Origin of the sequence: Ramlibacter agri, from assembly GCF_012927085.1 — a bacterium.
GTDB classification, from domain to species: Bacteria; Pseudomonadota; Gammaproteobacteria; order Burkholderiales; family Burkholderiaceae_C; genus Ramlibacter; species Ramlibacter agri.
On record NZ_JABBFX010000001.1, the window covers coordinates 2,433,087 to 2,456,875 of the forward strand.

The following is a 23,789-nucleotide window of genomic DNA, read 5'->3' on the forward strand; positions in this document are numbered from 1 at the left end:
TTGGCGAACTACTGCCGCACCGCTGGCGCCCGGCCGTAGCGCCGCGCAATTGCGACATGTGCCGATGATCTGCAACGAAGGCCGAGAACCAGGGCGTCGAACTGCGCCTGGGTCAGCGACCTCGTGACGCTCTCCTCATGGGACCAGACGAGTCGGCCGGCATTCAGACGCCTGGCGGCGAGCCAGACTCCGATGCCGTCGTGCACCAGGACCTTCATGCGGTTGGCTCGCCGATTGGCGAACAAGTACGCGTGATGAGGAAGGGCCCCACCAAAGAGACGAACGATGCGGGCCAGCGCCGCTTCGGTACCTGAGCGCATGTCCAACGGCTCAACGGCCAGCCAGAGCGCATCGACTCGGATCACATCAACAGCTCGCGCAGCCACGCCCCGAAGGCACCCGCTGCCTCAAGCGGCCAAGCGATGGATGCGGACAACGTGCCGCGCCGCAGCTCGATCCGGATCGGCGCCGCAGCGACGGGAAGGGGGGAGCCGCCCAACGTGGACGGCCGGCAGCCGCCTGGCGAGCAGCCGCGCGATCGCCGTCTTCCCGGTCCCGGGCAGGCCTGAGAGTGCGACGAGCATGCCCGTCGCCACCTACGCCGAAGCCGGCGCCACCAGCCGCTGCACCGACTCCAGCAATCCCGCCGGCCACGCCGCGTTCTGCCGGGACATGTGCGCCGCATAGCGGTGGCCAGAGGGAAGGGAGTGCAACTGCAGTCCCAGCATTTCGATCTCGCTCTTCGGCTCCAGCTCGCCGATGTTGGTGCGCACGGCAGAAGCGTCGACCAGCGTGACGGCGCCGCTACCGATGATCTCGATCGCCTCCTGGCTCTCGACGACGAGGGCCGTGTCTTCGTCGATGCCCACGCCCAGCAGGTCGGGCCGCTGGGCGAGCGCCGAGAACAGGCGCGCGAGCCGTCCGCGTTCGGAGAAGTGCTGGTCGACGATCGCCGCCGGCAGCAGGCTGAGCCCGATGCCCATGGCGACGACGTCCTTGCGCGGGCGCCGCACCGCCGGCCCTTGCGCGATCATGTGGCGCGACATCACCGCGGCGCCAGCGCTCGTGCCGCCGATGCAGCAGCCGTTGTGCCGGTGGGCGTAGTGCAGCGCGGCGGCCGCGGGCGTGTCGCGCAACACGTCCATCAGCCGCGACTGGTCGCCGCCGCTCATGAAGATCGCGTCCGCCTGCAGGATCGCCTGGACGACTTCGGGCCGGGACGCGGCGTCGCGATCGAGCAAGGGCAGCAGTTCGAAATCCCGGGCGCCGATCTCGGCAAATGCGTTCCGGTAGCTTTCGGCGACGATCAAGGGTACGGAGCTTGCCGCGGCCAGCAGGCGGATGCGGGCTTGCGGGCCGCCGGCGTATTCGAGGAAGCGCCGCAGGACCAGCCGGTCGCGCACGCGGTCCTCGGCGCCGCCGACGATGACGAGCCGCCCGCGCGCCGGCGTTTGCGCGGCCAGGGGCAGCGTCGAGCCGGTGAGCAGCGATGAAATCAGCAGGTCGCGTCGACGCATAGGGCTGGACCCCAGTGTAGCTTTGGCTTAGGCGCCAAGGAGCCGTATGCTTGCGAGCCACGAGTTCCAGGAGCACGCATGCAACGCCTGCGCTATTCCATCAACGTCACGCTGGACGGATGTTGCGACCACCTCGCGATCATCCCCGACGAAGAACTGCACCATCGCGCGGCCGAGACCATCGCCCAGGCCGATGCGCTGATCTTCGGGCGGGTCATCTACGAGATGATGGAATCCGCCTGGCGCGAACCGGCGCGCACGGGCGTGCGGCCAGACTGGATGCCGGCCTGGATGGAACCGTTCGCGCGCACGATCGATGCGAAGAAGAAGTACGTGGTGTCGCGCACGCTCACCAGCGTCGACTGGAACGCGGAGCTGCTGCGCGGCGACTTGGCAGAGGAGGTCCGGCGGCTCAAGCAGCAACCCGGTCGCGGGCTGCTGGTGGGCGGCGTGATGCTTCCGCAGGCATTGGCGGAGCTGGGCTTGATCGACGACTACGAGCTCGTCGTGCATCCCCGGCTGGCCGGCCATGGGCCGACCCTGTTCGCGGGGCTGTCGAAGCCGGTCGACCTGAAGCTCGTGGAGCAGGTGAAGTACGGTTCCGGCGCGGTGGCGATGCGTTACGAGCGGCAGGAGTCCTGAGGACGAGGCCGCTCGAGCACCATCACGAGCGGCGCGCCTGCACCGCCAGCGCCGCAGCCGACGTCAGCGTGGCGAGCAGCATCACGCCCATCCAACCCTCACGCGCCAGCAGCACGCTGCCCAAGGCAGACCCGAGCGCCATGCCGACGAACAGCTTCGTCATCAACACCGCGTTGAGGCGGCTGCGGGCCGAGGCGTCCAGGCCGTAGATGATGGTCTGGTGCGCGATCATCGAGCCCTGCACGCCCAGGTCGAACACCACGGTGCACAGAGCGAGCAACACGAGCTGGCTCGCAACTGGCAGCACCGTGCCCAGCGCGATGGCCAGGAAGGCCGCGGCGGAGATCGCCGCGCCCAGTCGCACGACCAGCAAGGGACCGCGCCGGTCGGCGATGCGGCCCGCGAACGGCGCGGCCAGCGCGCCAGCGGCGCCAGCCAGCCCGAAGGCGCCGGCCGCGGCGCTGCCCAGGTGGAAAGGCGCGGCGTGCAGCATCACGGCCAGCGTCGACCAGAACGCGCTGAAGCCGACGCCCAGCAGGCCTTGCGCGATCGCAGCCCGCCGCAGCGCGGGGTGTGCGCGCCACAGTTCGGCCAGCGAGCGCAGCAGCGCCGCGTAGTCCAGGCTGGCATTCCGCGCAAAAGCGGGCAGCACGCGCCATGTCGCGACAGCGATGGCCGCAACGGCGAAAGCGGCCAGCACGAACATCGTGCGCCAACCCGCTTGCGCAGCGACCGCGCCACTCAGGACGCGCGACAACAGGATGCCAAGTAGCAGGCCCGTCATCACGGTGCCGACCAGCTTGCCGCGCTGCTCCGGCGGCGCCAGCGTGGCCGCGGCCGGCACGAAGTCCTGGGCCGCGGTGGCCGTGATGCCGATGACGGCACTGGCGAACAGCAGGGCCCAGACCGACGGAGCGGCCGCAGCGAGCAGCAGGGCGAGCGTCAAGGCGAACAGCTTGGCGAGGATCACGCGCCGGCGGTCGAAGCGGTCCGCCAGCGGGCCGAACAGCAGCAAGCCCGCCGCGTATCCGAGCTGCGTGGTCGTCGGGATCCAGCCCACCAGCCAGGGCGGCGCCTGCAGGTCGGCGCCGACGACGCCCAGCAGCGGCTGGCTGTAATAGATCGCGGCAACCGACAGTCCGGCGCCCGCGGCCAGCAGGCCCATCAACGCCGTGCCGGGGCCCGTGGGGTGGGCCGCGGGGCTATTCGTCATGCAAATGTCGTTCATCGGTGAAAACCCTTGTTCTGCTCTGACGGCGGACTTTGCCGTGCAAATGGTCGCTGCGGAAGACGGGCGCGCGGCAAAACGGATATACGCTCAACGCATGACCAAACGACTTCGCCAGCAGCCCGCCCGGACCACCGCGCCGGATCCGGCGGATGCGCCGCCGGGCGTGCCCGCGGACCGGTTGGCGCTGCTGGAGACCTTCATTCGCATCGTCGAGGCCGGCAGCCTGTCGGCCGCGGCGCCGCTGCTGCAGACGACGCAGCCGACGGTCAGCCGGCGCCTGCGGGCCTTGGAACAGTCACTGGGCGTGCCGTTGCTGCAGCGGTCTACGCACGGGATGCGGCTCACCGTGGATGGCGAACGTTGCTACCAGCGCGCGCGGACCTTGCTGGATGACTGGGCGGCCTTCGAGGCCGACATGGGCGGCGCCGGCGCGGAGCCGGAAGGCCTGCTGCGGGTGGCCGTGCCGCATGCCTTCGGGCAGGACCAGTTCGTCGCGCCGCTGGAAAGCTTCCTGCGCGCCTGGCCGCGCGTGACGGTGGAGTGGCTGCTGCAGGACGAGGTGGACGATGCCCGCGCGCGCGGCATCGACTGCGTGATCCAGGTCGGCCAGCCGACCGACCCCGCCATGATCGCGATCCGGCTCGCCGCCGTCCCGCGCATCGTGGTGGCCGCGCCGGGCCTGCTTGCGGGGGGCAAGGTGCCGCAAGACCCCGAGGCCTTGGCGGCGCTGCCCTGGCTGGCGCTGCGCACCTACTACCGCGACGAGCTGCTGCTGACGCATGCCGTGACGGGCGAGACGCGCGCCGTGCCGCTGCAATCGCGCTTCAGCACCGACAGCCTGTACGCCTTGCGCAGCGCCGCCCTGCGCGGGCTGGGCGCTTGTGCCGGTTCGGCCTGGCTGCTGGTGGACGATGTCGCTCGCGGCGACCTCGTCCACCTCGCGCCGCAATGGCAGCCGGCGCCACTGCCGATCTGGATCACGTACCCGCAGGCCGGGCACTACCCTTCGCGGCTGCTTCGATTCGTCGAAGCGATGCGCAAGGCGGTGCCGGGGATCGTGGAGGGCTGAGCGGCTCTCAGTCCGCGCCGAAGGTCAGCGGCGTCACCCGCACCGCGCCGCTTTCGATGTCGCTCACGGTCACCAGCGGGAAGCCCACGGTCACCTGCGTGCTCTGGCGCCAGGCGTCGACGATCTGGTCGCGCAGCTCGGAGGCGCCGGCGGCGAGCTGCTTGGTCACGATCGCCAGCTCCAGCGGCTGGGCCGTCGCGTAGTTGTCGTTGCCCGAGTTCTTGGCGGCCAGGTAGACCGGGACCACTTCGGTCAGCGTCTCGGCGAGATACAGAGGGACCCGCTGCTCGATCGTCGCGACGCCGCGGTCGGTGTAGGGGCGCATCTGGAAGCGGACCGCGTCGAAGTCGACGAAATTGCGGACGAAGGAGCCTTCGAACGGCGCATGGATGGGCGCGGTCGTGTAGCCGTTCGGGTTCAGGTACGCGCCCCAGCCGTTGAAGTGGATCGACACGTGCATCGGCTGGCTCGCGTCCGCCACGAAGTGGCTCCAGTAGCCGATGTCGCGCACGATCAGCTGCTCGCGCAGCGCGAGGTGCGCCACGAAGTATTCGCGGTCGGCCGGCGTCTTCGCGGTCTCCAGTCCGGCCTTGAAGGCGCGCCACATGGCGAAGTCCTTCCGCAGCTGCTGGAAGCCGTCGATGATCGCATACGGCAGGTAGCCGCCGTACTGCGTCTGCCCCGCTGGCGCCGTGGCGCCACGCTGCGCCGTGTCGAAAGCCTGGCGCGTCGGCGGCAGGCTGGCCAGCAGCACCGCGCCGCCGATGACGTAGCCGGAATCGTCGACGTCGAGGAAGTGGCCCGGGTCGCGCTCGGCGTCGTGCACGGTCGGGGCCGTGCTGATGCGGCCGTTCGCCACGCCCGTCACGATGCCGGTCGTCTTCGACTCGTCGGCCTCGGCGCCCAGCTCGCCGATCTCCCACGCGGCGATCGGGTTGCGCAGGAACAGCGGCATCTCCCTCGGCAAGGCCTTGGCGGCGAGTTCGCTGATCTTGACGTGGCCCGTGTGGCCCCAGGCCCAGGCCTGGTGGGGGGAGAGGACCATCACGGCGCCCGCCAGGGCGCTCGAGAGCCATGTCGCTTTGCGATTCCAGATGCCGGGCATGAGGAGCTCCATTCGATTGGTTGCAGCCGGCGAGGATGCCGGCCGAATGTGACCAATTTGGGACAGAGCGGGTCCGGCACCTGGCCGGTCGCTACTCAGCCTTCAGGTTGACCGTGGTGCTCAGTTGCTGCCAGGTGTCGATCTCGCTGCGGATGATCGTGGCGAACTGCGCGGCGCTGCCGCCGGCCGGCGCCATGCCGTCGCCCTTCAGCACGTCCGCGGTTTCCTTGGACTGCATGATCTTGTTGACGGCCGCGTTGATCTTCTCGATGACCGCCGGCGGCGTGCCCTTGGGCGCGATGAGCCCGTGCCACAGCGTCACCGTGTAGTTGCCGACACCGGCTTCCTGTGCGGTGGGCACATCGGGCAGCGCGGGAACCCGCTGCGCCGTCGTGACGGCCAGGGCCCGCAACTTGCCGCCCTGGATCTGCGGAATGGCCGACGCAGCGCTGCTGAAGAACAGCTGCGTCGTCCCGCCGATCGTGTCGTTCATCGCCGGTCCGGTGCCCTTGTACGGGATGTGCGTGAGCTTCACGCCGGCGCGTTGCGCGAACAATTCACCGGCCGCATGGGCGATGCCGCCGGTTCCGCTGGACGCGAAGTTCACCTTGCCCGGTTGCGCCTTGGCGAGCGCCACCAGCTCCTGCACCGACTTCGCGGGCAACCCCGGGTTCGCGCACAGGATCAGCGGGCCCTGCGCGATCTGCACGATGGGCGCAATGTCCGTCACCGGGTCGAACTTCAGCTTGTAGACCGCGGGGTTGACCGTGTAGCTCGATGCCACCAGCGTCAGCGTGTAGCCGTCGGCCGGCGACTTCACGCCCATCTCGACGCCCAGGTTGCCGCCGGCGCCGGGCCGGTTGTCCACGACGAAGGCCTGGCCGAAAGCCGCCTGCAGCTTGTTGGCGATGAAGCGCGCGACGAAGTCGGAGCCGCCGCCCGTGGCGAACGGGACGATGATCTTCACAGGCTTGGTCGGCCAGTCCTCCGCGTGGGCCGCGAAGGCGGTCATCAGGGCAGCGGCGAGAACGACGCGGCGTCGAACGGTCATGGTTTGTCTCCTTGGTCTGCTTGGGGAATGCTCATGTTTTGCAGGATGTCCTGCTTCGCTCGCGCGACGTGCCGGCGCATCGTGAGCTCGGCGAGCTCCGGGTCGCGGTCGGCCAGGGCATCGACGATGCGCTGGTGTTCGAACATCGACCGCAAGGTCCGCTCGGGCCGCCGGCGTTGCTGGCGCCGGCACAGGTCGATCAGCCCGTGGTAGTCCTCGCTGAGGAACTTGATCAGGAACTCGTTGCGGCTGGCGCGGACGATGGCCGAGTGGTAGTCGGTGTCGAGGCTCTTGAAGGGGTAGCCGCCGTCGGCTGCCATTTCCGTCGCGACCCGCTGGCGCTCCAGCGCTTCGCGCAACTTGGCGATCTCTTCCGGCGTGATGTTCAGTGCCGCCTCGCGCGCGGCCATGCCTTCGATCGCCTCGCGCAGCTGGAAGATGTCGTTGACCTTCTTCGCGTCGAGCACGACGACGCGCGCGCCCTGGCGCGGGATGCGCGTGACCAGGCTGCGCTCCTCCAGGCGGCGGATCGCCTCGCGCAGCGGCGCGCGGCTCACGCCGTACTTCTTCGCCATCTCGGGCTCGCTGATCTTCGCGCCAGGCGGGATTTCGCCTCCGAGGATGGCGTCGCGCAGCCGCAGCAGCACGTGGTCGGCAACCGGCTCCCAGGCGCCGCCGAGGTCGTCTTCCGAGCTCATGGCTTGGCCTCCAGGATCTTCGAGACGGGAACGAACACGCTGCCCTCCATCAGGCGGCGGGCCGTGCGGTACACCGCCGTCTCCGCCACGAAAGGCTCACCCTCGCGCTGCTCCAGCTTCGCCGCGACGTGCAAGGTGCCGGACGGATGCTCGATCGCCACGTCCTCGCCCTGCGGCCGCAGGCCGACCGCATCGGCCACTGTCCCTTGCAGCTGCAGCGCGGTCGCCACGCACATGCCCCCCGTCAGCGGCGTCGCGCGATGGGGCTGGCCGGTCGACATGACGCGCACGCGCAGGTGGCAGCCTTGCACCGCGGGCGGCGACAGCAGGGCCACCTGCGGCAGGCTGCGGACGCGCTCGCGCGCATCGGCCAGGTCGCGTGCGATCCCGATGCGGACCGCGGCGGCCCGGCGAATGGCCTCGCAGTGTTCGAGCACCCGCTGGTTCGCATCGAGCTCGGACGGCTTCTCGCCGCCATGCAGGCCGATGGCGTCGGCGCGCAGCATGACCACCGGGTTTGCAGCGTCCACGACGCTCACCTCCACCGAGGGAAAGCCTTCGAGCTCCAGCATTTCCTTCCGCATGCCCGTAGGCAACAGCTTGCCGGTGACGGCGCCGCCAGGCTCCAGGAAGGAGAGACGCACCGGCGCACCCGCGCCTGCTACCCCGGTGAGGACGAAGTCGCCGTCCACCGCCGCGCGCCCGCCTGCCAGCGGAAACTTCGAGACGATCACCTTGCCGGTGTTCGTGTTGTGGATGCGGACGGTGGCGGCGTCGCCTTCCACTGGGACCAGGCCTTCATCGACCGCGAAGGGACCTACGGCGGACGAGATGTTGCCGCAGTTGCCCTTGTACTGGACGACGGTGGAGCCGATCGGGACCTGCGCGAAGGTGTAGTCGATGTCCGCGTCGGCGCGAGTCGACGGGCCGATGATCGCGATCTTCGACAGCGAGGAGATGCCGCCGCCCATTCCATCCAGCTGCCGCCCATGCGGGTCGGGCGTGCCGAGGGCGGCGCAGAAGATCGCGTCCCACGCCGCGCGCTCCGCAGGCAGGTCGGACACCTTGAAGAACAGCGCGCGGCTCGTGCCGCCCCGCATGTACACGGTGGGAAACGAGACCTGGTGGGCGCTCATGCCGTTGCCTCCTGGTGGAGAAGACGATCGAGGACGAAGGGCATCATTCCGCCGCCTCGCCAGACTTCGACTTCGCTGGCGGTATCGAGCCGGCAACGGGTCGGGAACTCGACGACCTCGCCGCTGGCCCGCGTCGCGCGGACGGTCACGGTGGCACCGGGACGCACCGGCGAGGTGTCGATATCGAAGGTCTCGCTGCCGTCGAGGCCCAGCGTCGTGCGGCTTTGGCCTTGCACGAACTGCAGCGGCAGCACGCCCAGGTTGGCGAGGTTCGCGCGATGGATGCGCTCGAAGGTTTCGGCGACCACGGCCTGCACGCCGAGCAGCCGCGTGCCCTTCGCCGCCCAGTCGCGGGACGAGCCGGCGCCGTAATCGCGCCCGGCCAGCACCACCACCGGCACGTTGTCGGCGGCATAGCGTTCGGCTGCCTGGTACACGCTGAGGGGATCGGCCTGCGAGGCGTGGCGCGTCACGCCGCCTTCGTGCCCCGGAACGAGTTCATTGCGCAGCCGCGTGTTGGCGAAGGTGCCACGCACCATCACTTCGTGGTTGGAGCGCCGCGAGCCATAGGAGTTGAAGTCCAGCGGCGTCACGCCGCGCGATTGCAGGTAGGCCGCGGCGGGCGAGCCGCTTGCGATCGCGCCGGCTGGGGAGATGTGGTCGGTGGTAATGCTGTCGCCAAGCATCAGCAATGCGCGTGCGCCGTGGATGCCGGTCGGCGTCTCGCTGCCGGTGGCGCGCCGCAGGTCGAGATAGGGCGGACGGCGGATGTAGGTGCTGCCATCGTCCCAGGGGAACAGTTCGCCCTTGGGGGCATCGAGCTGCTCCCAGCTCTTGTCGCCCTGGAAGATATCCGCGTAGCCGGCCGCGAAGGCGGCGGGGCCGACGTGCCGGACGACCATCTGCTCGACCTCTTCGGCGCTCGGCCAGATGTCCGCGAGATGGACGTCCTGGCCGTCGCTGTCGACGCCGATGGGATCGCGCGTGAGGTCGAGACCCATGTGGCCCGCGATGGCGTAGGCCACCACCAGCGGCGGCGACATCAGGTAGTTGCCGCGCACCTGCAGGTGGATGCGGGCTTCGAAGTTGCGGTTGCCGGAAAGCACGGAGCAGACATGCAACTGCTGGTCGCGGATGGCGGCTTCGACCGCCGGGGCCAGCGGACCGGAGTTGCCGCCACAGGTTCCGCAGCCGAAGCCGGCGATGTGGAAGCCCAGTTCGGCCAGCGGCGCCATCAGGCCCGCGGCCTCGAGATATTCGCCGACAACGCGCGAGCCGGGCGTGAGCGAAGTCTTGACCCAGGGGCGGCTGCGCAGCCCGCGCCGCGCGGCGTTGCGCGCCAGCAGCCCCGCCGCGATCATGACGGCGGGGTTGGACGTGTTGGTGCAGCTGGTGATGGCGGCGATCACCACCGCGCCGTTGGCCAGCTTCACGTCGGAGGGCCGCATCGAGTGCGCGTCGAACTGCGCGGCGACGTCTTGCAGCAGGACCTTCTGGTGGGGCTTGCCCGGGCCGGCCACGCAGGGTTGGACCTCCGACAGGTCCAGCGCCACCAGGTCCGAGTAGGCCGGATCGACACTGCCGGCGTCGCGCCAGAGGCCCTGGAAGCGCGCATAGGCTTCGACGAGCGCGACTTGCTCCGCGCTGCGGCCCGTGAGCGCCAGGTAGGCCGTCGTCGCGGCGTCGATCGGGAACAGCGCGCAAGTGGAGCCGTACTCGGGCGCCATGTTCGCGATCGTGGCCCGGTCGGCCACCGGCAGCGAGGCGAGGGCAGGGCCGAAGAATTCGACCATGGCGTCGACCACGCCGGCGGCGCGAAGTCGCTGCGTGAGCGTCAGCACCAGGTCGGTCGCCGTGACGCCGGCGGCGAGCTTGCCAGTGAGCTTCACGCCGACGACGCGGCGCAGCGGCGTCACCAGCGGCAGCCCCATCATGGCGGCCTCGGCTTCGATGCCGCCTACGCCCCAGCCCAGCACGCCCAGGCCGTTGACCATGGTGCTGTGGCTGTCGGTGCCGACCATCGTGTCCGGGAAGGCGACGACCTTGGCTGCAGCTTCCTCACTGCGCACGACCGTCGCGATGTGTTCGATGTTGACCTGGTGCAGGATGCCGCGCCCGGGCGGCACGACCCGCACGTTGTCGAAAGTGCGCTGGGCCCACTTGGCCAGGGCGAAGCGCTCGGAATTGCGCGAGAACTCGAGCTCCATGTTCCGCAACAGCGCATCCGGGCGGCCGGCCACGTCGACCACCATCGAGTGGTCGATCACCAGGTCGACGGGGATCTGCGGGTTGACGCTGCGCGGGCTGCCGCCGGCGTCCTGCATGCCATTGCGCAGGGTCGCGAGGTCGACCAGCGCGGGAATGCCGGTGTAGTCCTGCATCAGGACCCGCCCGGGATGGAACGGCACTTCGATCGGCTCGGCCTGGTCCGGTTTCCACGCCAGCAAGGCCATCAGGTCGTCGCTGGTGAGGCCGTTCTGGCCGATGTGGCGAAGCACGTTCTCCGCCAGGACGCGCACGCAATAGGGCAAGCGATCGAGCGCCACACCGGGCGCTGCGGCGGCCAGGCTATAGCCCTGCACGACCTGCTGCCCAGGCACCGGAACCGGTCGGAGAAACGAGGTGGGCGGGCGGGTCGTGGCTGCTGTCATGGCGGGAGTATAGGGTTGATCTGTCGACAGAAGTTAATGGCAGGCCCGGGTTTTTGTTGATACCGAGGTATTTTCAGACTATCTGTCTACAGAATGGCTGGGAGCTGCCTCAGCCTTGTGCTTTCGCTTACGTCGTGTACGGGAGCTTTGCCTGGGCTGCCCTTGTCAGGGCGCGATCCGCACCGAACTGCATCCAGTCAACACAAGGAGCAGTTCATGAAAACCAGATTCGTTGCCCTCGCCGTCGCCGCCACCCTGGGCCTCGGCTCGATTTCCGCCTTCGCGCAGGATCGCCACCATGACGGCGGCCACGCGCAAGGGGCCTGGCAGCACCAGCGCGCGGACCAGTTCCGCGGTAACTGGGGCCACGCCGCCCCGCGGTACTACGGTCCGACGTACAGCTACCGCCGTGACAACGGCGACGTCGCCGGCGCGCTGATCCTGGGTGCCCTCGCGGGCGCGCTGGTGGGGCAGACCGCCAACGCGTACAACTACGCGCCGCCCGCCACGTACTACGCCCCGCCGCCCGCGACCTACTACGCTCCGGCGCCCACGACCTACTACAACCCGGGTTATGGCTACTACTACGGCAACTGAGCCGGCGGGCTGCCTGGGCCAGGCAGCCCGTCACCCTGTCGGCTGAGTCCGACCGGGGAAGCGGAGGGATGCCGACAGGCGTGGTCCTCGCCGCGAGTCCAAAGTTCGCGGCTACTGCTCTGCCTGCTTCGAGGGAAACCATGCCTGTCCCGTCCCGCTTCCCGCATTGCGCGGCTGCGCTGCTGCTGCTCGCCGCGCCCTTCGCCCGCGCTGAGTCACCGATGCCGGAACCGATCGCTCCCGCGGTGATCGGGCGTCCGCTCGACCAGATCCGGCCCGCGCGGCCGCACCGGACCCAGCCCGCGGTGGCCAAGCCGGTTCGCGAGCGCGACGTGGCAGTCGCCAACCAGGCCGTGCGCACGCCGCCGCCTGCGCGTGTCGCCATTGCCGTGCCCGCGCCGCAGCAGATGCCGGCGCGGGCGCTTCCTCCAGCGCAAGTGATGGGCAGCAGCCCCGCTATTGCCAGCAGGTCGCCCGGACCCGGCTACTTCAGCAGCAAGGATTCCGCGCTGGTCCACCGGTACTACGAAGCGCACCCCGCGTCGGCACAGGTTGCCCAATGGAACATCGGCGAACGCATCCCGCAACGTGCCGAGCTCACCGGCGTGCCCGCCGACCTGCGCGCCGCCTTGCCGATGCTGCCGCCAGGCCACCAGTACGTGCAGGTGGATGGCCAGGTGGCGCTGGTGGCGGTGCAGTCGCGGGTGGTGGTGGATGCGATCAGCCGCTAGGGGCGTTCACGGACTGAGCGGTGTCGATTTGCGGCCCGCTCGTTCGTCGTGATGCGAGGGATCCTCCTCGCCAACCATCCGACTGATCGATGAACGACGCTCCTACCCCCATCGCCGACGTCCTGCACGCCTACGCCGACTGCGTCCTGCGCAAGGACGTCGCCGGCTTCGCGGCCCTTTACGATGCCGACGTCCAGGTGTTCGATGCCTGGGACCGCTGGCGCATGCAGGGCAGGGCGGCCATGCACGCCATGGCCACCGCCTGGTTCCAGTCCCTGGGTGAGGACCGGGTCCAGGTCACCTACGCGGAAGTCCACGGCCACGCCGGCGCCGAGCTGGCAGCCGTGTCGGCCCTGGTCACCTACACCGCAGTCGCCGCCGACGGCAAGGCCCTGCGCTCGATGGCGAACCGCATGAGCCTGGTGCTGCGACGGCAATCGGAGGGCTGGAGCGTCGTGCACGAACACACGTCGGTGCCGGTCGGCTTCGCGTCGCGGCAGGCCATTCCCATGGCGAAGGGCTGAGCCGGTCGTTCCTACCATCGATGGTGGAGGCGCCCTCCCGGCCCGAGCAGTAGTCTCGCGCCACCCCAAGGAGGTCCATGACTGTGAACTACCGCTTCAGCGCACGCACCCGCGACGGGCGTGACATCTCGGCCGTCTTCAGTACCGACGCCTTCATCCCGGCCAGCCAGCCGGACACCTTCCTGCTGCCCGGCCAGGGCGGCTTCTCCTGCGAGGGCTGCCGCGGCTTCCACTTCCTGCAGCATCCCCTGGGGGACATGCTGCAGTTCAACGACTGGCAAACGGGCGGCGCCTTCTCGTATGGTTTCCCGCACGGCACCTTCCAGCGCTTCGGCACCTTCCAGTCCAGCGACGTGGGTTCGGGGCGCGGCACGCTGCTGGTGGAGCAACCGCAGCCGCAGCCGGTGACCTTCCGCTCCACCATGGACCAGAGCAGCGGCAGGAGCTGGGCGTTGGGGGCCCACACCACCTTCGAGCAGCGCTTCCGCGCGGCTACGGGTGGCGTGCCCAACGAGCTCGGTATCCGCATGGGCATCAACCAGAATCCCTACTCCGTGCGCCTGGTGGTCGCGGTCGACGGCAACCCGCTGCATGACCAGACCCACGCGAACCTGGTGCAGCGCCGCTCCGATTGGGCCACGGTCTTCGACCTGGCCGACGTCACCGCGCAGGTCCCTGCCGGCGCCTGGGTCACGGTGAGCATCACGCCGGACACCGAAATCGGCATCGAGCCGCTGTTTGCAGAGAATCCTGATGTGCCGCTGGGGCAGTTGCCGCGGTATGGCGAGATGGCGGCGCGGTTCTACATGTCGGGGATGACGCGGGCGTGAGGGTGGCCGCTGGCTAGCGCTGCGCGACGAGCCGCACAACCCGCCCGCGCGCCCGCCCCACCGCCATCGACTCCTCCTCATCGGCCATCGAGCTCCCCGCAAGATCTTCCAGCGCGGGCGGGGCCTGGAAGTGCCGCCGGCGGAACAGGAACTCGGCCAGCTCGTGGAACCACACCTTCCGCCCGATGGCCGTGTACCAGCGCATGGCATGCGCCTGGTCGGGGTCGCGGTTGAAGAAGGTGCGCCACAAGGCCTTGGGCCGCAGCTGCACGGCGACCTCGATGAACTTCACCCAGGCGAACACGCGCCACGCCGGCACGCCGGGCGTCTCGAGGACCTGGTGCTTGTAGTCCCACTTGCGCGTGTCCGGCTCCAGCACGCGCCGCCGCGCCACCTCGCCGTAGAAGGGCGTCCACCGGTGCGGCGTGGCATAGAGGGTCTGGATCTGGTCGGGGTCGTAGTCCCGCAGGTGCCGCAGCGTGCGCAGGAAGTCGGCGTCGCTGCGCTCGTCGAAGCCCACCACGCAACTGGCCATGGACAGGATGCCGTGCTGGCGCAGCAGCCGGATCGCTTCGCGGTCCTCGCTTTGCGTCGCCCCTTTGCGGATGGCGGCCAGCGTGGCTTGTGAATAGCTCTCGATGCCAAGCAGGAAGCGGATGACGCCGGCGCGCTTGTACAGGTGCAGGATGTCGGCGTCGCGGACGATGTCACCCGCGCGCGTCGACCCGACCAGCGTGAGCGGCACGTTCTGCGCGATCAGTGCTTCCAGGAAAGCCCGCCAGGCCTTGCGCGAACCCGTGGGCAGTTCGTCGGCGAAGTTGATCAACTGCACGCCATGTTCGCGATGCAGCCGCGCCAGTTCCGCCGCGAAGCGCGCCGGGTCGCGATGCCGCCAGCGCGTCCAGAAACCGCGCTGGCCGCAGTAGCTGCACAGGTAGGGGCACCCGCGCGAGAACTGCACCACCACGGCCCGCATGCCGCCCCAGTACGAGTAGTTTTCATGCGCGATCAGTTCCCAGCCGACGCGCCAGTCGTCCAGGCATTCCAGCATGGTCGCCTTGGCGCTGGCCGCCGGACCATCGGCCTCGCGCCAGGCGATGCCGGGCAGCTGCCGCCAGTCGGCGCCCGCGTCCAGCAGGCGCAGCAGGTCGCGCGTGGTGCGCTCGCCTTCCCCGCGCACGACGAAGTCGATGGCCTTGCACTGCGCCAGCGTCTCCTGCCAGTGGTAGGTCGGATGAACGCCGCCACAGACGATGATCAGGCGCGGATGCAGGCGCTTCAGCCGCAGCGCCAGGTTCAACACGGTCCGATGCGCCGAGGACGAACCCGAGTGGCCCATCATCACCACGTCCACCGGCTCCGCCAGGACGGCGACGAGCGTCTGCCGTGCGTCCAGCCCCGCGCGGTCGGCATCGACCAGCCGCACGGCGAAGCCGTCATCCAGCAGCGGCCCGCCGACCGCCAGCAGCCCCAGCGGCGGCAAGTGGTCGCTGGGGATGCGGCTGCCGATGGCCGTGTGGGTGGGATTGAGCAGGCAGATGCGCAAGTGCCTGCGCGGAGCACGGATCGACGAGACGTTGTTCATGGACCCATCGTGCAGCGCAAGCCGCCCCGTTGGGCCGGATGTGAAGAAAGCCTCCACGCCGCGGAAGAATGTCTCCGTGCGGGCCCATGCCAGGGCATGTGCCGCCCACCTCGTCCCCGAGGCTTGATCCGGCTATGATCCCGCGGTCGGCGCGCGGGACATCGCAGCCCGCGCTGCCGGCCCATCCAGCCCACCGGGCAGAGGGAGGCAAGCATGATCCGTTGGTTGTTCGCGCTGCTGTTCTTCGTTTCCGCGGCCGCGTGCGCGCAAAGCTCCGTGCCGGCGATCAGCTTCGATTCGGTGCCGAATCCGCTGAAACTGCCCAAGGACGTCTACCTGGGTGAAGTCGCCGGCGTCGCAGTGAATTCGAAGGGACACATCTTCGTCTTCTCGCGCGGCAACACCACCGGCCCGGCCTACGCCGCCGCGGCGGCGCAACTGCTCGAATTCGACGCCAGCGGCAAGTACCTGCGCGAGATCGGCCACAACCTCTATGGCTGGTCGTTCGCGCATGCCGTGCGGGTCGACAAGGAGGACAACATCTGGGTCACCGACAAGGGCTCGGACGTCGTCGTCAAGTTCGATCCGCAAGGGCGCGTCGCGATGGTGTTCGGGCGCAAGCAGGAAGCCTCCGACGAAGAGACGGGACCCGTCAAGCACCCGAAGCCGCCGGCCCCGCCGGAAATCGGCCGCTTCCGGCAGGTCACCGACGTCACCTGGGATCCCGCGGGCAATGCCTACATCAGCGACGGCTACATCAACTCGCGGGTGGCGAAAGTCGGCAGCGACGGGCGCTGGCTCAAGTCCTTCGGCGAGCCGGGCCACGGGCCGGGGCAGTTCGTGCAGCCGCACAGCATCGCGGCCGACGCGCAGGGCAACATCTACGTGGCCGATCGCGGCAACCGCCGCATCCAGGTGATGGACGGCGAAGGCAAGTTCCTGCGCGAGATCAGGATCGACGTGCCCTTCGACCCGCGCATCCAGCCGATGCTGGGCGCGGTGCCGAACGTCGAGAAGATGGAAGCGGATGGCGCGAACCTCACGCAGACGCCGGGCGCGCCGTGGGCGCTGTGCATCACGCCGGGGCCGCACCAGGTGCTGTATGCGTCGGACGCTTATCCCGGCCGCATCTACAAGCTGTCGCTCGATGGCAAGGTGCTGGGCGTGCTCGGCGAAGCGGGCAAGCAGCTGAAGCAGTTCGGCTGGATCCACGAAATCGCGTGCCCGTCGGAGAACGTGCTGTACGTCGCGGAGCTGCTGAACTGGCGGGTGCAGAAGCTGGTGCTGCACCCGTGATGCGCGCCGGGCGTGCGAGGCCCTAGCACTTAAGTCCTGTCGCGTCTTCGCCGCAAACTCACCGCCGTGGCTTGCCGCTCGTTCCGCCTTCGGTGAAGATGCGGAATATATAGATACAAAAACAGGAACAAAGGCAGTGGGGCGTGAGTTCGACCGCAACTTCTTTGCGCAGATCCAGGGCAAGTTCACGAGGACGTTGGGAGACGAGAAGGGGCCGGATTTCCAGGGCAGGTACATCGGCCACATCCTCCATGCCCTGTCGCTTCACAGGCCGCGCATTCTCGATTGCCTGCCGACCGATGTCGATCGCAAGCCGGCGCGATGCGAACCGGAGTTCCGGTATTCGAAGGGCAAGGAACGCATCGCCGACCTCGCGGTCTTCGCCGAGGGGGAAGCTGCACCGTTCCTGCTGGTCGAAATCAAGGCCGCTGACGGCGCGAACACAGCGCACAACCATCCGCAGCTGAAGGCCTACGCCAAGTGGGCGAACGAGGCCCCGGCCGGACAGAGGCATGTGGTCGTCCTCACCCAGTACCCGCTGCCAGCGGAGACGCGCGCAATCATCGCGTCCAGTGGTGGCGCCCTCCTGGAGTGTTCGATCGGGAGCTTCGCACGAGCCCTTGCGCGCACCTCCGGCGGCTCCGAACTGACCGGCACATTTCTCGAATACCTGTACAGCAAAGGCCTGGTGATGACGCCGCTCGACGCACAGGACATGGAGGCGCTCCATACCTTCCTTGCATTCTCTTTTTTGCCGCACCTGGGCGGGCAGGGCCGCGTGACCTCGAGCGAGAGGGTCACGAACGGGCCCAAGGCGTTCGCCACCATCGTGCAGAACTGGCAATTGCTCTCGGGCCATTACGCGGATCTGCTGCGAAAGAAGGGTGCGGTCGTGCGCAACCCCGTGGTGAAGTTCGTGGCCGAGCAGCGCGGAGGCGGCAGCAGGAAGACCGGCGGCCATTGGGCGCTCTATTCACGCTATGCGGCCGACCGCGGAACGAAGAAGGGCGGCAACAAGCAGGCTGACCTGTACCACGAGTTCGGCCTTTTCCTGGACATCGAGAAGGCGGAGTCGGGGGCGGAGAAGGGCATCTACAGCCTTTCCATCTACAGCTGCTTCACCGTGGGCGGAACCGAGAAGGGCGGAGTCACCATGCCACTGGTGCGCAGGGCGCAGGACCGGGCGAAAGACTATGCCGCGTTCGCCCGGACACTCAGCGACGAGGAAAAGCTGCTGAAGGCCTTGCGCTCGTGCGTCGTGAAGGCCTGCGAAGCCGTCGAGGACCCGGACGCGCGCCTCCGTTTGAAGCAGGCGAAGGCGAACCTGCTCTTTTGAAGTTGACAGGAAAGAACGAGGAGTAGCAGTTCCGAATGACTGAAGCACAGGCGCTCAAGGCCCTGCCCCCGTTGGCGGACCGGATCATCGAAAAGGCGGTCGACAACATGACGCGCAAGCTGGTGGCGGGCTATCGCAACAAGCGAAACGCGAGGCCCAATGCCAAGACCATCGATCTTGGCGCCGAAACGAAGGAGACGCTCGCAGCGGTGTCCGCGGAGTCCGTGGTGCAGGTTGCCAACCGCGGCCAGGCCTGGAAGGAGTTGATCCAGAAGAGCCTGAGCGCAGGCATTTCGTCCATCGGCACCATCCAGTTCGACGGCGAGTTCCAGGTCCGCGCCGGCCAACGTCCCGACGATTTCGACCAGCGCATGCCGAACACTCCCGGCGTCTATGTCGTCTTCGACGACAGCACGGGGAAGCCCACCTATGTCGGCGACAGCGAGAACATGCGCAAGCGCTGGCACGCAGGGCATTTCAACGAGTACCAGCAGGCCGAGCGCGCGGGGGGTGAACGCTACAAGCTGGCGGACCAGTTCGAGAACGGCTGCACCGTCAAGTTCATCAAGATGGAGTCGAAGGAGTCGGCGGCTGCCCTGGAAGCGCACCTGATCCGCGAGAACTTCGGCGAGTTCGAGGAGGGCGACGACCGGCTGAAGAACAAGCGGGAGGAACTGCTGACGGAGCAGGGAACCCGCAGCAACCAGGAGGCCAAGAAGCTCAAGGACGCCTCGGGGAGCACGGCATCGCTGGCCAAGGGAGCCGCCGGAGAGGCGTTCAAGAACGTCGGTTATGACGTGCTCGAACGCCTGGCCAACGCCGCCATCAAGGCGGTGAAGGACGAGCTCGTGGACGTCTTCGGCGGCGGGAAGGCGAAGATGGCTGCCCGCATCCAGCGTTTCCTCGACAAGATTCTCGTTGTCCTGCGCGGCGTCATCGAGAAGCCGCTGCAGCTGCTTCGGGGTGTAGTGGAGTTCGTGGTCAATGCGCTCTCCAAAGCCATCGGCCAGGTCCTGAACATGGCTCGCAACCTGTTCGACCTTGCCAACGGCGCGTGGAATCTCTATCGCGGCGCGGCCAACATGTCGCGCGAGGAACTCGTACGCAAGATCAGCGAAACGGTCATCGTCAGCGGCTCGCTCGTGATCTGGGATGCGCTGGACCAGGTGATGGAGAGCAACCTGGCGGTGCTCGGCCCCTTCGCCCCGTACGTTTCATCGGCGGTCGCGGCCATCGGCTTCGGGCTGTCCAGCCATGCGCTGCAAGGTATCGTGACCCGGATCATCGATGCGATCGTCGCGTTCAAGCAGGGCTTCCTGGAATCGCTCGAGAACGCACGCGCAAGCTGCGAGCAGCTCATTCGAAACGCGGAGCGGGAGCTGGAAATGATGGCCGACCTGCGCGACTACCTGGCGTCCACGATCCAGGTCATGGACCAGATGCGGCGGCAGACCGCCGTCCTGTCGCAGCACCAGGCGATCCAGCCGCTGGACATTCGCGCTCTTCTTCCCAAACGTTCCTGAGTATTCGTCGCCGTGTCCATTCCCGCGATCCAAGCCGTGCTTGCGTATCTGAATTCGAAAACGACCCCTCCCGTCCCTGCACCGGCCGGCCCGCTGGCCCTCGTCGCTTCCGAGGAACGCGAGGTCTCCAACTTTGTCGCGGACCTCGAAGCTGCGCTTCGTGACATCAACGCTGCCGTCAAAAAGGGGGAGGCGACCAACAAAGAGGTCAGCGACCTCAAGGACAAGCTGGAAAAGCGTGGCTGGTTCGGGGCCATGAAAGCCGGCATCACCGGCTCGAGCACCCAGGAGTTGACTACGCAGGTCCTGGCCTTGAGCAACAGCATCGGCGTGACGCAACAGGTGGTGCGCGTGATGCTGAAGGTGCAGACGCAGAAGAACCGCTTGTTGCACGCCTTCAACGCGGCACTGACGGACAAGATCTCCAGAATCGAGGGGGATACCCGGACCCTTGACAGCAACCAGAAGGGCGCAGCGCTTGCATTCCTTGGCGAACTGCAGCAGCAAGTCGAGGACCAGATCCAGCAGCAGCACCTGGTGCAAAGCCACGATGACCGGCTCAGGGTCCACGACCAGGATCTGTTCGAAGCCGCGAACGCGCACGCCGAATCCGTGAGGCGCCTTGACGAAGTGCAGGCGAATTTCGCAACGGAGCGCCAGCGCGTGGATGCCATCGGCCAGCAACTGGGCAAGGTCGCCGAGTGGCAGCTTGACAAGGACAAGCGCGACGCGGATTCGGCTCGGCAGATGGCACTGGCGGAGGCGGCTGCGGCGGCGCTGGCGCAGCGGCTCGTTGAACTCGATCTATGGCGGCTTGGCAAGGACTCGCAGGACGCCGCGTTGGCCGCGGGCTTGAAAGAGCGGATCGGTGGGCTGGAGAGCCGCATCGTGGAGCTCGAAGCCTCGGCTCGCCATGCGCGGTCGATCAAAATGCTGTTTTTGCGCCAAGTGCCGGCCCTCGTCGCTCTGGGCCTGGCTTTGACGACGCTGCTGCGCTCGCTGGGAAAGGCCTGAGTCCCCGCGCCGCCCGCGAAGTTTTCCAGCAGGGATGGCTTGCACGCCGCGTCAGGCGCGCCTCGCCAGCTTCCCCGGCCCATGCGCCGCCGCATACAGCAGGCCGGCGAGGAAGGTGAAGTGGTCGACGAAGAAGCCGAACTCCATCTGGTTCGCCGCCCACTTCGACGGCCCATGGAAAGCGAAGCCGAGGAACACGACGTACACAGCCGCCGCCAGCGCCGCCGGCCGAAACCAGCCACCGGTGGCCAGGCACACGACCAGCGCAGCCTCGAACAGGGCGGCCAGCCAGGCCAGCACGAGCGCCGCGGGGAAGCCGGCGCTGCCGATGTAGGCGGCGGTGGCGCGGATGTCCATGAGCTTCATGGCGAGCGCCATCGCGAACATGGCCACGAAGATGAAGCGGCCGACGAGGACGGCGACGTTGGACCAGCCGGCGGAAGACGGCGTCGTGGTGGGGAGGGTTTGGGCGTGCATTCAGAGTTTCCTTTCGCTTGCACGACGAATGGCGCACGCCCGGATCGACATGCGTTGCCGATGCGGCGGCGGCGCCACACCGGCGTCCGCTATTTCGGCCACACCCCCCAGCCAGGGGGTGCATGGGTCGGGCTCCGCTCGCTAGATTCGGTGTACCTCCCAACCAGGCCCATCCGAATGCGCATTGCACTGGTCCTTGCCGTGACCCTTCTTGCCGCCGGCGCGTCCGTGACTGCGTCCGCCCAGAACCTGGCCGCGGTCGCCAAGGCCTGCAATGCCGGCGCCGACCCCGCCGCCCGCGGCAGCACGCAGGCGCAGATCAATGGCGTGACGACCGTCTCCCCGCGCGAGGCGAAGTGCCTGGTCGACAAGCTCGGGAGCCGGCTGGTGATCATCCAGGCCATGGACGACGCCGACCGGCGCCTGCCCAATGCGAACGCGTTGCCTGATGCCGGCAACCTGCACCTGCGCGGCGACGGGAACGCCATGGTCAAGGAGCAGTACGCCAGGCTCACCGGCGGCGACCTGAAGCGACCGCTGCTGATCTACTGCCACCACGCCTCGTGCCCGTATTCCGAGATCGCGTCCAAGCGCGCGGTGATGGCAGGCTACGAGAACATCTTCTGGATGCGGGAGGGCAACGAAGGCTGGGGCAAGGCCGGATATGCCTTCGGCGATGGCGTCGTCGAGGCCCGCAAGCCCGAGGCGACGCCGGCCAGCGAGATCGAGGCATGCGCCCGCTTCATGCGCGAGTTCCCGCCGGAGTTCGTCGCCAAGGCCCTGGCGGAGTCGGACCAGGACACCGCCAGCGTCGAGCGGCGGCTGGTCCCCCCGTTCGCCGAAAGCGCGACGAAATGCCTGGGCAAGGTGAAGGAGAAGTACGCAGGCAATCCGTCGGTCCAGACGGTCGCGCAGGCATTCGAGAACCGGGCCTTCGACGACGTTGCGCGCGCCATCGCCAAGGCCCGGGCGGCGGTGGACGCCGACCCTTCGTCCTTCTTCATGGAGAACCTGCGCAAGGCGGACGCCGACAGCCTGCGGGACATCGTCAAGGCGGCGCATGCGGTGAAGACGTTCAAGCAGACCTGCGGCTCCTTCAACATCCCGATCCCCTCGGATCCCGATGGCTTCAATGCGGCGGCTGCGGAGTTCAACCAGTACGTGGGCTGCTTCAACGCGAACTCCGCACCCAGGTCGGATGGCATCGTCGACTGGCTCTATTACGGCAAGGCCTACCAGGACAACGTGGGCGTCGGTCGCTACGCCTGCTCGCGTTGGGGCAGACCCAATTGCATCCCGGACGCGGCCTGGCAGCCGCTGGCCGCCGTGCTGACCCCTGCCAACAAGGAATTGGTCTTCAACGCCAGCGACCGGCGGGCTGCCTTCACGCGCGAGCGCGAAGAGATCGGCGCGGAGATGGATGGCTGGAGGAATCGGGCCACGGCGATCCTCGAGCGAGCGAACCGGTCCGAGAGCCGGAGCAGCGGCTACAGCGGCGGCTCCGGCTACGCCCCTCCTTCGTACGAACCGCCGCAGACGACCTATCGCCGCCCGAGCAACGCGTCCGCGCCTGGCATGCGCTGAGCGCCGGCATCCATCCGCCAGCTGATCGCCAGGGCGACGGCGCAGCAGGCGGCGACCGCGAGCACCATCGAAAGCGGCTTGCCGTCCATGAACGGCGCCGCGATGGCCATCGCCAGCGCGCCGCCCGCGAAGTTGAACGTGCCGATCAGGGCCGACGCGCTGCCTGCCAGTTGCGGGTGGTCCTGCATGGCCAGCACGAAGCAGGACGGCACCACGAGGCTGTTGAGACCGTAGGTCAACGCCAGCAGCAACACGAGCAGCGCCAGGCTGTCCACGCCGAGCGCGATGCACACCGTGAGCAGGGCGACGGAGCCGGCCTGCACGGCGACGGCCAGGCGCAGGCTGCGCGCCGGCCCGATGCGCGCCGTGAGCCGCGGGCCGAAGCTCGTGCCCGCAACAAAGCCCACCGCGTTCAAGGCGAAGAGCAGGGCGTAGGTCCGGCCGGACAAACCGTAGTGCCCGGTGAACACGAACGAGGAGTTGGCCACGTAGACGAAGAAGGCTGCGAGGCTGGACGAGGCCAGCAAGGCGGGCGCGAGGAAGCGACGGTCGCGCAGCAGCGCCCCGTAGCCACGTAGCGCCGTGCCCAAGCCAGCGGCTTGCCGCGCATGGCGAGGCCGCGACTCGGGCAGCGCGAAGGCCACCAGCGCCACGCCGGTCGCGCCGACCGCTGCGAGCACCCAGAACACCGCGCGCCAGCCGCTCGCCGCGGCCACCACGCTGCCCGCGAGCGGCGCGAGGATGGGCGACACGGTATAGACCGTCATCAGCAGCGACAGCAGGCGCGCGGCTTCTGCGCCCGCATGCAGGTCGCGCACCACGGCGCGCGGCGTCACCATGCTGGCGCAGGCGCCCAGCCCCTGCAGCAGGCGGAACGCGACGAGCCAGTGGATGTCGGGCGCCAGTGCGCAGCCGAGGCTGGCCGCGATGAACAGGGCGAGGCCGGCCAGCACGGGCGGCCGGCGGCCCCACTGGTCCGACAGCGGGCCGGCCACCAGCTGGCCGGCGCCGAGCGCGAGGTAGAAGGCCATCAGGCTCGCCTGGGTGGCCTGCGCCGAGGCGCCCAGGCCGGTGGAGATGGCGGGCAATGCCGGCAGGTACATGTCGATGCCCGAGGGCCCGATGGCGGTGAGCAGGCCCAGCACGACGGCGAGCCGGAGCGAGGATTTGGTGGAGGACATGCGGCCATGTT

At 68.5% G+C, this 23,789-nt stretch carries 23 protein-coding genes; 11 read left to right on the forward strand and 12 right to left on the reverse strand.

Annotated features, from left to right (window positions below; translation table 11 throughout):
• Nucleotides 1-8 precede the first annotated feature (8 nt).
• From tnpB to HHL11_RS11785, 3 genes are read right to left on the reverse strand one after another with little or no spacing between them, the layout of a single operon-like run.
• On the reverse strand, nt 9-365 hold the full coding sequence (gene tnpB, locus HHL11_RS11775) for an IS66 family insertion sequence element accessory protein TnpB (protein WP_169418560.1): 357 nt from the start codon (nt 363-365) through the stop codon (nt 9-11).
• A gap of 42 nt (nt 366-407) precedes the next feature.
• Nucleotides 408-584, reverse strand: coding sequence for an AAA family ATPase (locus HHL11_RS34820; protein WP_205964257.1), 177 nt, complete (start codon nt 582-584; stop codon nt 408-410).
• Nucleotides 585-596: 12 nt separating this feature from the next.
• Nucleotides 597-1,517 (reverse strand): cyanophycinase, encoded by a 921-nt coding sequence (locus tag HHL11_RS11785; protein WP_169418561.1) that lies wholly within the window; start codon nt 1,515-1,517, stop codon nt 597-599.
• A 78-nt stretch (nt 1,518-1,595) separates the two neighbouring features.
• Between HHL11_RS11785 and HHL11_RS11790 the strand changes: the two genes are divergently transcribed.
• Nucleotides 1,596-2,159 (forward strand): dihydrofolate reductase family protein, encoded by a 564-nt coding sequence (locus tag HHL11_RS11790; protein ID WP_169418562.1) that lies wholly within the window; start codon nt 1,596-1,598, stop codon nt 2,157-2,159.
• Between the two features lie 22 nt (nt 2,160-2,181).
• Here HHL11_RS11790 and HHL11_RS11795 read toward each other — a convergent pair whose 3' ends face one another.
• On the reverse strand, nt 2,182-3,372 hold the full coding sequence (locus HHL11_RS11795; protein ID WP_240980058.1) for an MFS transporter: 1,191 nt from the start codon (nt 3,370-3,372) through the stop codon (nt 2,182-2,184).
• Nucleotides 3,373-3,484: 112 nt separating this feature from the next.
• On the opposite strand from HHL11_RS11795, the gene HHL11_RS11800 reads away from it, so the two are divergent.
• A complete protein-coding gene (locus HHL11_RS11800; protein ID WP_169418564.1) occupies nt 3,485-4,459 on the forward strand; it encodes a LysR family transcriptional regulator in 975 nt (324 codons plus the stop codon).
• Nucleotides 4,460-4,466: 7 nt separating this feature from the next.
• Here the strand turns inward: HHL11_RS11800 and HHL11_RS11805 are convergent, their stop codons facing one another.
• The 5 genes from HHL11_RS11805 to acnA form a co-directional block, all read right to left on the reverse strand.
• Entirely contained in the window at nt 4,467-5,507 is a 1,041-nt protein-coding gene (locus tag HHL11_RS11805; protein ID WP_169418565.1) for a S1/P1 Nuclease, read from the reverse strand.
• 148 nt (nt 5,508-5,655) lie between these two features.
• Complete coding sequence (locus HHL11_RS11810) at nt 5,656-6,615, reverse strand: tripartite tricarboxylate transporter substrate binding protein (RefSeq protein WP_169418566.1); 960 nt, start codon at nt 6,613-6,615, stop codon at nt 5,656-5,658.
• Nucleotides 6,612-7,313, reverse strand: coding sequence for a GntR family transcriptional regulator (locus HHL11_RS11815; RefSeq protein ID WP_169418567.1), 702 nt, complete (start codon nt 7,311-7,313; stop codon nt 6,612-6,614). The genes HHL11_RS11810 and HHL11_RS11815 overlap by 4 nt, the downstream gene beginning before the upstream one ends.
• The gene (locus tag HHL11_RS11820) at nt 7,310-8,449 is read right to left on the reverse strand and encodes a 2-methylaconitate cis-trans isomerase PrpF family protein (protein WP_169418568.1); all 1,140 of its coding nucleotides are present in this window, start codon (nt 8,447-8,449) and stop codon (nt 7,310-7,312) included. Before HHL11_RS11820 ends, HHL11_RS11815 begins: the two co-directional genes overlap by 4 nt.
• A complete protein-coding gene (acnA, locus tag HHL11_RS11825; RefSeq protein ID WP_169418569.1) occupies nt 8,446-11,100 on the reverse strand; it encodes an aconitate hydratase AcnA in 2,655 nt (884 codons plus the stop codon). The genes HHL11_RS11820 and acnA overlap by 4 nt, the downstream gene beginning before the upstream one ends.
• A 216-nt stretch (nt 11,101-11,316) precedes the next feature.
• On the opposite strand from acnA, the gene HHL11_RS11830 reads away from it, so the two are divergent.
• From HHL11_RS11830 to HHL11_RS11845, 4 genes are all read left to right on the forward strand, one after another.
• Complete coding sequence (locus HHL11_RS11830; protein ID WP_169418570.1) at nt 11,317-11,697, forward strand: hypothetical protein; 381 nt, start codon at nt 11,317-11,319, stop codon at nt 11,695-11,697.
• 140 nt (nt 11,698-11,837) lie between these two features.
• Nucleotides 11,838-12,428 carry a hypothetical protein gene (locus tag HHL11_RS11835; protein WP_169418571.1) on the forward strand — a complete coding sequence of 197 codons (591 nt, stop codon included), beginning with the start codon at nt 11,838-11,840 and terminating at the stop codon, nt 12,426-12,428.
• A gap of 89 nt (nt 12,429-12,517) precedes the next feature.
• Entirely contained in the window at nt 12,518-12,952 is a 435-nt protein-coding gene (locus HHL11_RS11840) for a YybH family protein (RefSeq protein ID WP_169418572.1), read from the forward strand.
• Between the two features lie 77 nt (nt 12,953-13,029).
• Entirely contained in the window at nt 13,030-13,782 is a 753-nt protein-coding gene (locus HHL11_RS11845) for a hypothetical protein (RefSeq protein WP_169418573.1), read from the forward strand.
• A gap of 13 nt (nt 13,783-13,795) precedes the next feature.
• Here HHL11_RS11845 and HHL11_RS11850 read toward each other — a convergent pair whose 3' ends face one another.
• Nucleotides 13,796-15,367, reverse strand: coding sequence for a B12-binding domain-containing radical SAM protein (locus tag HHL11_RS11850; protein ID WP_205964258.1), 1,572 nt, complete (start codon nt 15,365-15,367; stop codon nt 13,796-13,798).
• Nucleotides 15,368-15,580: 213 nt separating this feature from the next.
• Here HHL11_RS11850 and HHL11_RS11855 point away from each other — a divergent pair, with 213 nt between their 5' ends.
• From HHL11_RS11855 to HHL11_RS11870, 4 genes are all read left to right on the forward strand, one after another.
• Nucleotides 15,581-16,663: a peptidyl-alpha-hydroxyglycine alpha-amidating lyase family protein gene (locus tag HHL11_RS11855; RefSeq protein WP_169418574.1), complete on the forward strand. Its 1,083-nt coding sequence runs from the start codon at nt 15,581-15,583 to the stop codon at nt 16,661-16,663.
• Nucleotides 16,664-16,799: 136 nt separating this feature from the next.
• Nucleotides 16,800-17,999, forward strand: coding sequence for a hypothetical protein (locus HHL11_RS11860; protein ID WP_169418575.1), 1,200 nt, complete (start codon nt 16,800-16,802; stop codon nt 17,997-17,999).
• A 35-nt stretch (nt 18,000-18,034) separates the two neighbouring features.
• Complete coding sequence (locus HHL11_RS11865; RefSeq protein ID WP_169418576.1) at nt 18,035-19,522, forward strand: GIY-YIG nuclease family protein; 1,488 nt, start codon at nt 18,035-18,037, stop codon at nt 19,520-19,522.
• A 12-nt stretch (nt 19,523-19,534) separates the two neighbouring features.
• A complete protein-coding gene (locus tag HHL11_RS11870; protein ID WP_169418577.1) occupies nt 19,535-20,536 on the forward strand; it encodes a hypothetical protein in 1,002 nt (333 codons plus the stop codon).
• Between the two features lie 51 nt (nt 20,537-20,587).
• On the opposite strand, the gene HHL11_RS11875 is transcribed toward HHL11_RS11870, so the two are convergent.
• Nucleotides 20,588-21,013, reverse strand: coding sequence for a DoxX family protein (locus HHL11_RS11875; RefSeq protein ID WP_169418578.1), 426 nt, complete (start codon nt 21,011-21,013; stop codon nt 20,588-20,590).
• Between the two features lie 201 nt (nt 21,014-21,214).
• On the opposite strand from HHL11_RS11875, the gene HHL11_RS11880 reads away from it, so the two are divergent.
• The gene (locus HHL11_RS11880; protein ID WP_169418579.1) at nt 21,215-22,597 is read left to right on the forward strand and encodes a rhodanese-like domain-containing protein; all 1,383 of its coding nucleotides are present in this window, start codon (nt 21,215-21,217) and stop codon (nt 22,595-22,597) included.
• On the opposite strand, the gene HHL11_RS11885 is transcribed toward HHL11_RS11880, so the two are convergent.
• Nucleotides 22,555-23,778 (reverse strand): multidrug effflux MFS transporter, encoded by a 1,224-nt coding sequence (locus HHL11_RS11885; RefSeq protein WP_169418580.1) that lies wholly within the window; start codon nt 23,776-23,778, stop codon nt 22,555-22,557. The two genes, HHL11_RS11880 and HHL11_RS11885, sit on opposite strands and share 43 nt — an antisense overlap.
• Nucleotides 23,779-23,789: the final 11 nt, after the last annotated feature.